The organism is Aquimarina litoralis, from assembly GCF_019295435.1.
In the GTDB taxonomy this organism is placed as follows: Bacteria; Bacteroidota; Bacteroidia; order Flavobacteriales; family Flavobacteriaceae; genus Aquimarina; species Aquimarina litoralis_A.
In genome coordinates, this window is record NZ_WEKL01000037.1 from 39,369 (window position 1) to 49,937 (window position 10,569).

Annotated in this window: 12 protein-coding genes and 1 pseudogene; 8 read left to right on the forward strand and 5 right to left on the reverse strand. The window is 31.9% G+C overall.

Annotated elements, in window-relative coordinates:
- Window positions 1-94: 94 nt before the first annotated feature.
- The 3 genes from GBO31_RS17380 to GBO31_RS17390 form a co-directional block, all read right to left on the reverse strand.
- Window positions 95-493 carry a hypothetical protein gene (locus GBO31_RS17380; RefSeq protein ID WP_219009686.1) on the reverse strand — a complete coding sequence of 133 codons (399 nt, stop codon included), beginning with the start codon at window positions 491-493 and terminating at the stop codon, window positions 95-97.
- A 197-nt stretch (window positions 494-690) separates the two neighbouring features.
- Window positions 691-1,173, reverse strand: coding sequence for a hypothetical protein (locus tag GBO31_RS17385; RefSeq protein ID WP_219009688.1), 483 nt, complete (start codon window positions 1,171-1,173; stop codon window positions 691-693).
- Window positions 1,170-2,015, reverse strand: a complete 846-nt coding sequence (locus tag GBO31_RS17390) for a hypothetical protein (RefSeq protein WP_219009690.1) — start codon at window positions 2,013-2,015, stop codon at window positions 1,170-1,172. The genes GBO31_RS17385 and GBO31_RS17390 overlap by 4 nt, the downstream gene beginning before the upstream one ends.
- A 194-nt stretch (window positions 2,016-2,209) precedes the next feature.
- On the opposite strand from GBO31_RS17390, the gene GBO31_RS17395 reads away from it, so the two are divergent.
- From GBO31_RS17395 to GBO31_RS17430, 8 genes are all read left to right on the forward strand, one after another.
- The gene (locus GBO31_RS17395; RefSeq protein WP_219009692.1) at window positions 2,210-3,781 is read left to right on the forward strand and encodes a vWA domain-containing protein; all 1,572 of its coding nucleotides are present in this window, start codon (window positions 2,210-2,212) and stop codon (window positions 3,779-3,781) included.
- Window positions 3,765-4,646, forward strand: a complete 882-nt coding sequence (locus tag GBO31_RS17400) for a DUF4349 domain-containing protein (RefSeq protein ID WP_219009694.1) — start codon at window positions 3,765-3,767, stop codon at window positions 4,644-4,646. Before GBO31_RS17395 ends, GBO31_RS17400 begins: the two co-directional genes overlap by 17 nt.
- Before the next feature lie 50 nt (window positions 4,647-4,696).
- Window positions 4,697-5,290 carry a SprT-like domain-containing protein gene (locus tag GBO31_RS17405; protein WP_219009695.1) on the forward strand — a complete coding sequence of 198 codons (594 nt, stop codon included), beginning with the start codon at window positions 4,697-4,699 and terminating at the stop codon, window positions 5,288-5,290.
- Window positions 5,291-5,298: 8 nt separating this feature from the next.
- A complete protein-coding gene (locus GBO31_RS17410; protein ID WP_219009697.1) occupies window positions 5,299-6,375 on the forward strand; it encodes a mannose-1-phosphate guanylyltransferase in 1,077 nt (358 codons plus the stop codon).
- A 5-nt stretch (window positions 6,376-6,380) separates the two neighbouring features.
- Window positions 6,381-7,829 (forward strand): DUF389 domain-containing protein, encoded by a 1,449-nt coding sequence (locus tag GBO31_RS17415; protein ID WP_219009699.1) that lies wholly within the window; start codon window positions 6,381-6,383, stop codon window positions 7,827-7,829.
- A 47-nt stretch (window positions 7,830-7,876) separates the two neighbouring features.
- Complete coding sequence (locus GBO31_RS17420; RefSeq protein ID WP_219009700.1) at window positions 7,877-8,230, forward strand: DoxX family protein; 354 nt, start codon at window positions 7,877-7,879, stop codon at window positions 8,228-8,230.
- A gap of 39 nt (window positions 8,231-8,269) precedes the next feature.
- Window positions 8,270-9,310 carry a helix-turn-helix domain-containing protein gene (locus GBO31_RS17425; RefSeq protein WP_219009701.1) on the forward strand — a complete coding sequence of 347 codons (1,041 nt, stop codon included), beginning with the start codon at window positions 8,270-8,272 and terminating at the stop codon, window positions 9,308-9,310.
- Window positions 9,311-9,399: 89 nt separating this feature from the next.
- Window positions 9,400-9,960 (forward strand): NUDIX hydrolase, encoded by a 561-nt coding sequence (locus GBO31_RS17430; RefSeq protein WP_219009702.1) that lies wholly within the window; start codon window positions 9,400-9,402, stop codon window positions 9,958-9,960.
- Window positions 9,961-10,114: 154 nt separating this feature from the next.
- Here GBO31_RS17430 and GBO31_RS17435 read toward each other — a convergent pair whose 3' ends face one another.
- Together GBO31_RS17435 and GBO31_RS27055 are read right to left on the reverse strand one after the other, a co-directional pair.
- Window positions 10,115-10,291: a hypothetical protein gene (locus GBO31_RS17435; RefSeq protein WP_219009704.1), complete on the reverse strand. Its 177-nt coding sequence runs from the start codon at window positions 10,289-10,291 to the stop codon at window positions 10,115-10,117.
- 157 nt (window positions 10,292-10,448) lie between these two features.
- Window positions 10,449-10,569 (reverse strand): annotated as a pseudogene (locus GBO31_RS27055) (ABC transporter ATP-binding protein); the annotation flags it as partial.

The window sequence follows — 10,569 nt, forward strand, 5'->3', positions numbered from 1 at the left end:
TCTTAACGTTAACGCTTCTAAGGTAGTAAAAAACTAATGATGTGACGTTACAAAGGAAACTTTAATCCCTTACGTTTAATTTCGATTATTAGTCTTAGATATCCGTAAGTTTTAAATACTTATAGAATTGATGTACAGTAAGTACTTTCTTAAATTCTTCGTTTTGGAAGTATACGATATTGTTTAGATCTTTGGATTTTTCACTAGCAGAAGCATTCGATTGAATCACCTTATTCGCCTGTTTAGAATATTTAATGATCATCTTTTTGATACGATCACTTGCATAATTGCTTAAATTCAATTCTTGTTGTAATAAAACTGCTCTTTTTTCCGCTAATTCTATAAATCTTTTTTCTTCAGCCTTTTTCTTTTTCTCTTCTTCTTTTTTCTGCTCTTTGGTTAATTCTACTGTTTCTGTTTGAACTTCCAACTGATCCTGAGCCATATTAGAGGAGCAGATCATAAGTACTACTAAAAATGTAAAAATTCTCATAACTTTTTCCTTTAAATTTTCCCTTCCAAATGTTAAATCTTGGGTTTCAAAAATATTAATAATTGATTAACAACAAGTTAAAAAGTTAAAATACTCGATAAATGTTAAATTTTTTTCGACAAACAACCTTATAAATAGGGGTTTTTTTAGCTTTGTAGGGAGGAAAAACCGTAGTTTTTGAATAGAAATGAGCCCTTTTATCTATTTTTGGAAGATGTTTTTAATCTATCGAAAGTAACTTTTGAGGTTCTAAATTGTACTCCATCAATGAGGGTAGAGGAAGTAGTTATGTAGGAAATAACTGTGTCAATTTCTGTATTGCCGAAATGCACCTCTGTAATCAATTTAGTAATAGTATCAGAAAGTTTTTCTGGACGATTAAGAAATTTAATTTGTTCGATCTGTTTTCGGTTATTAAGCGCAAATAGATGTATAGAATCAGTAACAGTTTTAAATTCCGGATGTTCCTGGATTAATAACTGTTTATCTAGATAATCCTGTAGTTTTTCGGAAACGAGTATCGTATATGAATCTTCAAGAGCAGCAAATGACATTTCTTCTTCATAAGAATCTATAACGATATCATCATTACTAACTTCAGTAGCTTCCATATTCTTATAAGAGTTGTTCGAACACCCAAGAAATACAAATAATATGACGGAATACATAAGCTGTCTCATGATTTAACTTTAAATTTTAATTTAACAACTTGTCCTTTGGATCTCTTAGATTCTATAATTTCAATATTTTGTAAGCTCTTTATAGGAGTGGTCAACTTATCAATGAATTCTATTTTAGAGTATACTTCTATTCCTAATCGAGAAGGTAGCACTTGAAATATTACAGCATCATCAGCTATCATTTTGGATAACTCTAGCTTTCGATTCTTCCAATCCTCTAGTTTCCCATTTGCATAATAATGAAGCATTAGCGCATAGTCATCTGTACTAACGCGAATGTTTTCATTCCGTGCAGTAGCTATACTTCTGTAAATAGTATCCGTTTTATGATACGGAGATTTAATTACAAAATGAATAAAATCATCTTTGGTTTGCCAAGTAAAACAACCTAAACTATCACTTTTAGTATAATAAGGTGATTGCTCATTATTAAGTACAATAATTTCAATAGGTGTTTTGGTAATCGGTTCATTCCTGTCCCTATCAATAAAACAAAAATTAAAGGTATTTGATTTTGGAATCAAAAAATACGCTGAGGTAATAAATAGGATTCCAATAAGCAAAAATACAATCCATTTCCGTTTTGTTGTTTTTTTGTTGGTAGTTGTTACCTGAGAATACTGAATCTTAAATTCACTCCAATTGGCATATCCACAATAGTTGGATAACATATTTAAAATATCAACCCTAGGTACTTTTTCAGAAGAATTTTTAAAATAACTATAGAATGATTTTTCACTAATACTTCCCTTCACTTGATTTCTTAGGTCTTCTTGGAATAAAATAATGTCTTGACCTTTCCACTCGGAAATATCCTTGCTAGAGGCCGAATTATTCTTCAAAAACTGTGCTGCTACCTTTTTTTTGAGAAGAGAAAAAACGATATGTTCTTTTAGTTGTTCGATTGCAATCTGCTGTTATACAGTTTTTTGTGTTTTGTAAAATAGTTTACAAAGGTTTTACAATGGTTCTACAAGTTTCTATACTATGATGATACTAGGTTTGTTTTCAGTTTAACAATGTAAAAACAATAATTATGAAAACAAAGACTATCAAAATAATTGGATGTATAATTTTTAGTTTGTCCATGTTGATTATAACATCCTGTACAAAATATGCTAAGCGCAGTTATCATATTCATGAGAATATTGTGCTCGATACTACAGAACCTTCTCAAGAATTTGAAATTTCTTCAGAAATGGAAAATTATAAAGAAATCGTAGAAAATGATTTTAAAAGAGTAGCGTTTTTTCCATTATCTACGTTCTCTATAGATGTAGACAAAGCCTCTTATAGCAATATCCGTAGAATGATCAACAGTGGTTTGGAAATTCCTGCAGATGCTGTAAAGATAGAAGAAATGATTAACTATTTTAATTATGCTTATGAACAACCAAAAGATGAACATCCTTTTGCAATTCATACAGAATCTTCTGAAACTCCTTGGAATAAAGGAACAAGATTAGTAAAAATTGGTTTAAAAGGGAAAGAAATACCAACTGATGATTTTCCGGCATCTAATCTGGTGTTTTTAATAGATGTTTCTGGATCTATGGGGACGCCGAATAAACTTCCGTTACTAAAGAAAGCTTTTAAATTACTTGTAGGACAGCTGAGACCAAAAGATAAGGTGTCGATCGTGGTATATGCAGGAGCTGCTGGCGTAGTTCTAAAACCAACTTCTGGGAAAAACAAGGAAAAAATATTAGAAGCACTAGAGAATTTAGAAGCAGGAGGCTCTACCGCAGGTGGAGAAGGGATACAACTAGCTTACAAAATCGCACAAGAACATTTTATAAAAAAAGGAAATAACAGAGTGATTCTAGCTACTGATGGTGATTTTAATGTTGGCGAAAGTAGTGACGTAGCCATGAAAGAATTAATTGAAGAAAAGAGAGCATCAGGAGTATTTCTTACTTGTCTTGGTTTTGGAATGGGAAATTATAAAGATAGTAAGCTAGAAGTGCTAGCTGATACAGGAAATGGGAATCATGCCTACATAGACTCGATGCAAGAAGCGCAAAGAGTGCTAGGAACAGAATTTGGAGGAACGCTGTATACCATTGCGAAAGATGTGAAAATTCAAGTTGAATTCAATCCTAATAAAGTACAGGCATATCGATTAATAGGTTATGAAAATCGTTTGTTAAATAATGAAGACTTTATCGATGATACTAAAGATGCTGGAGAGTTAGGTAGTGGACATACGGTTACCGCTTTATATGAAGTAATTCCAGTTGGGGTTACAAGTAAATATATGAAGGAAGTTTCCGATTTAAAATATACAAAAAAAGAGATTCTTGATTCGCATCAGGATGAACTATTTACGGTAAAGTTTAGATATAAAAAGCCAAAAGAAGATCAAAGTATTGAGATGATCCATATTCATAAATCGGATACAGAAAAACTAATGTCTAGTGATTTTGGGTTTGCAGCTTCAGTAGCTTGGTACGGAATGAAATTAAGAAACTCAAAGTATATAGAAAATAAGAATGTAGCAGATATCATCGCACTTGCGCAGCAGCATAGAGGGAATGATGAATTAGGTTATAGAGCAGAATTTGTAAGATTGATAAATAGTTATGAGAACTATGAAGAAGCAAAATAAGAAACAACATATGTGTTCTACAACAAGTAAGAGTTTTGTACTGATCTATCTTATACTATTCTTAGTCTCTTGTTCTCAAAATGAAGGCTATAGTAAGTACTTATCCGAGGATATTTCGAATCAAGAAAGCGTAGATCCACTTATAGCTGCATCCGAGAATAATCAAAATGAAGATGGAAGTGGAAAAGTAAAAGATGTGATCAAGGATCATAAAATTATAAAGAATGCAGATTGTCGTATAAAGGTAGATAATGTAGAAAAGACCACTGCTTTGATGAAAAAAGTGATTACTGGTTTTGATGCATATGTAGCTAAAGAAAGCTTTACAAATACAAACTATAACAAGGAAAATCAGGTGATGATTAAAGTTCCAAAAGAACACTTTAATAGCTTGTTAGATAGTTTATGTTCTTTAGGGAGTTATTTGGATTATAAAAATATATCAACAGTAGATGTTACTGAAGAGTACGTGGATCTTACTGCCAGATTAAAAACAAAATTGGATGTCAAAGAGCGTTATGAAATTATGCTAAGTACTAAGGCAAAATTGGTTGAGGATATTCTACTAATTGAAGATAACTTAAGAGTAATTCAAGAAGAAATTGAAGTGGTTCAAGGACGTTTGAAGTTTTTAAAAAACAAGGTGACTTATAGCACTATTACTATCAATCTTTACGAAATTGTAATTCCTCAAAAAGAATCTGATATTTACGAACCTCGATTTGTGGAAAAGGTAGGAAATGCTTTGGTCTATGGCTGGGATTTATTAAAAGATCTAATTTTAATGTTCTTTTATATCTGGCCAGTATTACTAATTGGTGTTTTGATTTTTATATATCTAAAATTTAGAAAAAAGAAGTCATAATTTAAGACAAGCGCATCGAGCAGATGCGCTTATTTTTGTATTTTGCGAATATGAAGGAAATCTTGGCAAGATACATTCCGGAAAGAGCGTTAGACCCTGCATTTGATCTTATAGTAAAATGCAATGTGCATCTTAAAATTGTCAATGAACGTGTAACGCGTCATGGAGATTATAGAAAGACTCCAGATGGCAGGCATCAGATTACTGTCAATGCATCCCTTAATTCCTATCGTTTTTTAATAACTTTAATTCATGAGATTGCTCATTTAGTAGCGTTTGAAAAATATGGAAGATATATCAAACCTCATGGAATAGAGTGGAAACGTACTTTTCAACAATTAATGTTACCATACATAAATCCTGATATTTTTCCTGCGAAATTATTGCCAGTTATAGCTAATCATTTTAAAAATCCTAGAGCAAGTAGTGATACGGATACAAAATTATCATTAGCATTAAAACAATATGACCCAGAGAATGATAAAAATTATATCTTTGAAATACCGTTGGGAGGAAAGTTTAGATTGTATAATGGAAAAATATTTCAAAGAGGAAACAAACGCATAAAGCGTTACGAATGTATTGAAATCAGCACAGGTAGGACGTACCTATTTAACCCCAATGCTGAAGTTGAACTTTTATAAATTAACTTATGAACAAAAACTATTATGCCATTCTAATGGCCGGCGGCGTGGGGTCTCGATTTTGGCCGGTAAGTACAACAGAGTTTCCAAAACAGTTCCATGATATGTTAGGAACTGGAGAAACATTGATCCAAAGAACCTTTCAGCGTTTAGAGAAAATTATTCCAACAGAAAACATCTTTATTTTAACCAATGAACGCTATAATGATCTAGTCTTAGAGCAACTGCCCAAGGCTACACAAAGACAAGTAGTCACAGAACCAGCTATGCGAAACACAGCTCCTTGTATTTTGTATGCAGCTTTAAAAATTCAGAAAGAAAACTCTGATGCGGTTATGGTGGTGGCACCTAGTGATCATTGGATTGAGGATGAAACAGCATTTACAAATAACTTACAACAATGTTTTGAAGCTTGCTCCCAGCAAGATATTTTAATGACCTTAGGGATTCAGCCTACTTTTCCAAATACTGGATATGGATATATACAATATAATGAGGAGGCAAATGCTATTAAAAAAGTAGCTCAATTTACAGAAAAGCCGAATTATGAGACTGCGAAACAGTTTTTGAGTCAGGGAAATTATCTTTGGAATGCAGGAATCTTTATTTGGAGTGCTAACAGTATTCTAAAAGCCTTCCAGGAATTTCAAAAAGAAATGACAACATTATTCGAAAAAGGAATAGATGTTTTTAATACGGATCAAGAAAGTGAATTTATTGCTAATAATTATCCGCTAGCAGAGAATATTTCTATAGATTATGCTATTTTAGAAAATGCCGAGAACGTATACGTTCTTCCTGCTACTTTTGATTGGAACGATCTGGGAACTTGGGGATCTCTTTATGATAAATTAGAGAAAACAAATGATAACAATGCAATTGTAAACGCCAATGTACTTTCAGAAGATGCATCAGGTAATATGATTAGAACTTCTGGTAGTAAAATTGTAGTTATAGATGGACTTAAGGATTATATCATTGTAGATAAGGAAGAGGTATTATTGGTATACCCTAAAGAGAAAGAACAAGATATAAAACAAGTACTCAAAAAAGTAAAAGATACCTACGGAGAAAAATACGCATAAAACGAATGGAAGAGAATACAAATCAGCCTGCTAGTGCAGATCATGAAGAACATAAGGAATCTGTAAAAAGAGATGCTAAAGGACTTTTTGAAAGTGTCAAGCGATTTCTTTCAGGCTTATTGGATATACGGTCTGATACAGATCGTGTTCAAACTATTGAGGATGTAAAAAAAGATATTCCTTTTAAAGGACATACGGCTTGGATTCTCATATTTTCTGTATTCGTTGCTTCCATCGGGTTAAATGTGAGTTCTACAGCAGTAGTAATCGGAGCGATGTTAATTTCTCCATTAATGGGACCAATTGTTGGTGTCGGTTTGTCGATTGCAATAAACGATATCGATACGCTGAAACGTTCATTTGTGAATTTAGGAGTAATGGTAGGACTGAGTGTGTTAACCGCCACCTTATATTTCGCTTTATCTCCTTTGACCGAGTTAACACCCGAATTAGAATCCCGAACTGCTCCTACTATTTTAGATGTTTTTGTGGCTATTTCAGGAGGTTTGGCATTAATTGTAGCCAAATCTAAAAAAGGAACAATGCCCAATGCCATCGCTGGAGTAGCAATTGCGACAGCCTTAATGCCTCCGCTATGTACGGTAGGTTATGGTATTGCAGAGCTAAATGGAGGATATGCATTAGGTGCGTTATATTTATTTAGTATAAACGCGATTTTTATCGCTTTGTCTACTTTCATTGTTGCAAAATTATTACGTTTTCCGATGTTGCGCTATGCCAATGCGGCTAAACGAAAACTGACAGCAAGAATTGCTTCTGCAGTTGCTATTGTAATGGTGATACCAGCAATTTGGACATTTTATAATATTCTGAATGAAACAAATGCGGACCGAGACTATAAGGGTTTTTTGGCTAATGAAATTGAAGCAAATGAAAGTCTGTATTTGCGTAAGGAGTTTTACGATTATGATAATAAATCCATAAAATTATATTTTGATGGAGAGATTGCTGATGCTACTGTGAGTGATTTGCAAAATGAACTCGAAAAGTATGAGCATATTAACGACTTTACACTAAAAATAAGTGGTAATAAGGCAAGGGGGATTGAGCAAATTTCCAAAGCTAACGATCGATATATTGTGGAGTTAAATCGATTAGAAACGGAGAACGAAGCTTTGTTGGATAAGGTAGAAGATTTAAAAATTCGTTTGGCATTGTTGGAAACACAACTAACCGAAGCCCAAAAAGTAGTTCCTGTAGATGTATTACCATATAATAATATTGCAAAAGACGCTAAAATTAGATTTCCAGATCTTTCAGAGTTAGGGTATGGTGAGGTATTGCAATCTAATTTCTTAAAAGTAGATACGATAAAAGTTATTTTTCCGCAATGGAAATTTCAGGTTTCTGATAGCTTAAATGAGGTTAGAAACAAAGATTTACGTGAGTGGATCACAACAGAATTAAAAGCGGATACTTTATTGGTGAAGTAACTTTTTGCTGTATTGTTTTGAAAGGATATTGAATATTTGATTCTAATATGAAATTACTATACTGGATCTCAACTACGTTAATTGCTTTATTCTTGCTTTGGAGTTCGTATAGCTATCTGTTCAGTAAAGCTACGATAGATGGAGTAAGAGATTTAGGTTTTCCAGATTTTTTTAGAGTACAATTGGCAGTACTTAAGATGTTGGCAATATTTATAATATTAATTCCTCAAATTCCTGTTCAAATAAAAGAATGGGGATATGCAGGTATTGGATTGTTTTTTGTAACAGCAATAGTAGCGCATATCGCACATAAAGATTCAATTTTTATTTCATTGATCAATGTGTTTTTTATTGGTTTACTTGTGCTTTCTTACATAAGTTTACACCAAATTAAGAACTAGTAAATTATTTTTATCCATAAAAATTCTTGATTTGATAATATGAGAGCAGAAGTGCTACAACATATCGAACTATTAATTGGGAGTATTGGAGTTATTTTAGGGTTTTTTTTTGCAGTTTTCCTTATCATAAATCGCAAGGTATTGCCTTTGGCTAAAATGTTTTTAGCGATTTATCTTTTTGCATTTAGTCTTCGAATTGGCAAATCACTTTTTCATAATTATTTTGAACTTGATCCAACATTACGAACGGCATTTTTAACTGTTTTACTTTGTATTGGACCATCTATATGGTTATATGTAATGTATTTTATGAGACCATTTTCTAGATTACTAAGTTCTCACCTTTTTCACTACTTTCCTTTTGTTATTTTTCTTAGCATTTGTTGGTTAATTCCAAATAATGGATCATGGATATTTGGAGTATTTTATGATTTTTTAATAGTTCACATGAGTAGCTATATTGTATTTTCTATGTGGTGGATTAGAAAATATAAGCGAACAGTTGAGATGAATAGAAAAACCGAGAAAGTAAGTTGGTTATATTATTTCCTATATGTGAACCTAGTATTTATTATACTATATTTTTTGATTTCAGAATCGATAATCCCATTTTATTTAGGTATCTCATTTTTGTTTTCTGGAGTTGTCATTTTCTTGTCCTTTTGGGCGTTGAAAAAACCATTTCTATTCAAGAATTCAACAGAAAAATATAAACAATCTTCATTTAGTATTGATGATACAAACCTGTTAATGCAAAAGCTCAAAATATTTATGGATAGTGAAAAACCATTTTTAGACCCAGAAATTACACTACCTAAATTAAGTAAACAATTCAATGTGTCAACGAATGAGCTATCTCAGATTATCAATCAAGTAGAGTCTCTTAATTATTCACAATTTATATCAAAATACAGAGTAAAAGAAGCACAACGATTAATGACTTTATCTCAATATGATAATATGACTATTGCTGCAATAGCCTATGATAGTGGTTTTAGTAGCATTTCCTCTTTTAATAGCTCTTTTAAAAAACATACCAATATGACTCCTATAGCATATAGACAATCTTTAAAGAAATAATTTTTAAAAAGTATTGCCAAGATTATAATGTAGGTAGGTTTTTTAGACTTTAGATCGCAGTTTTACAGCATCATTAAAACTATTTTAATATGAAAATAATTGTAAAACTTTGCTTAATAACTATTTGTTTTTGGTCCTGTACTACTACCAATGAACACCAAAGTCCAACCCATAATTTTGTGGTGAATAGGATTATTATTCTAAACGAACAGAATGAGGTTCTGATGAGTAGAGAAGAAAATGTATGGGCAACACCTTCATTTGTTTATGATAAACGTCAATACGTAAAAGAAGCATTAGATAGTTTATCAACGGCTTATGGAATTAAAATTAAGGATGTAGAACTACGAGGATTATTTAGTTATAAGTATGATTACCATCCTTATTCAACTTTAAGGAATTATTTTGTTGCTAAGTTAGATGGAGGTAAACTAATTACTCCAGATGGGTTAGCTGAAACTAAATGGATACCTATAGATCAGGCAATTGAAAAGAATACTGTAACGTCAATTAAACAGATTACCAAACAAATTTTAAAATATCCGCGTGTCGTATGGGGAGGCTCTTTTATGGTGAGCCATGTAGGAGATGAACATCCTACAGTTATAAAGGAGAATTTCTATCCTTTGTTTTCTATAGATCCAAACTAATCTGATCGTCATGAAAATAACTGAGTAAAAAGCTCTATTGTACTCAATTACTATTGTAAGAGAAATGATGTTATAACTTTATAATCTCTGCATATAAAAATTGCCAATACTTCAATTGAAATATTGGCAGTTTTATATTAAGAATTTCTAGGCTTTAAGCACATGCTCCTCCAGGAACAAACATACAGTTAGAACCATTGAAATTTCTATTAGGAGAACAACATGTAAGTAAAGGGTTGCAGCATAATTCTGGAATTCGTCCGCTTCCTTTTATTTCTTTTTGTTGGTCTTTTGTTAATTCAATTCCTAAAGTTGAAATGTTGTTTAGCATAATTAAAAGTTTTAAGATTTTTATATCTGGGAAGATATAAAAAAGAAGCCTTAACGGGTTACGGCAATACCATAGTTATTGTTAAAGTTTGAGTATCGAACTTATCTTTTGTTCAGTAAGATTTAGAAAGTCGGAATGTTATGAAATAAAAAAAAGTTTACAATCCCTTTAATTGAGCATCTCTAACTTTTTTAAATAAATTAGAAGAATATACAAAGTCAGTGACAGCTTCATTATCGGTTCTGAAGATTTGACTTTTATCACCTTCCCATTCTAAG

Bases quoted from the DNA above. Each gene is read 5' to 3' on its own strand.
- GBO31_RS17380 (WP_219009686.1), bottom strand. From the start codon at position 493: ATGAGAATTTTTACATTTTTAGTAGTACTTATGATCTGCTCCTCTAAT.
- GBO31_RS17385 (WP_219009688.1), bottom strand. From the start codon at position 1,173: ATGAGACAGCTTATGTATTCCGTCATATTATTTGTATTTCTTGGGTGT.
- GBO31_RS17395 (WP_219009692.1), top strand. From the start codon at position 2,210: ATGAAAACAAAGACTATCAAAATAATTGGATGTATAATTTTTAGTTTG.
- GBO31_RS17400 (WP_219009694.1), top strand. From the start codon at position 3,765: ATGAAGAAGCAAAATAAGAAACAACATATGTGTTCTACAACAAGTAAG.
- GBO31_RS17405 (WP_219009695.1), top strand. From the start codon at position 4,697: ATGAAGGAAATCTTGGCAAGATACATTCCGGAAAGAGCGTTAGACCCT.
- GBO31_RS17410 (WP_219009697.1), top strand. From the start codon at position 5,299: ATGAACAAAAACTATTATGCCATTCTAATGGCCGGCGGCGTGGGGTCT.
- GBO31_RS17415 (WP_219009699.1), top strand. From the start codon at position 6,381: ATGGAAGAGAATACAAATCAGCCTGCTAGTGCAGATCATGAAGAACAT.
- GBO31_RS17420 (WP_219009700.1), top strand. From the start codon at position 7,877: ATGAAATTACTATACTGGATCTCAACTACGTTAATTGCTTTATTCTTG.
- GBO31_RS17425 (WP_219009701.1), top strand. From the start codon at position 8,270: ATGAGAGCAGAAGTGCTACAACATATCGAACTATTAATTGGGAGTATT.
- GBO31_RS17430 (WP_219009702.1), top strand. From the start codon at position 9,400: ATGAAAATAATTGTAAAACTTTGCTTAATAACTATTTGTTTTTGGTCC.
- GBO31_RS17435 (WP_219009704.1), bottom strand. From the start codon at position 10,291: ATGCTAAACAACATTTCAACTTTAGGAATTGAATTAACAAAAGACCAA.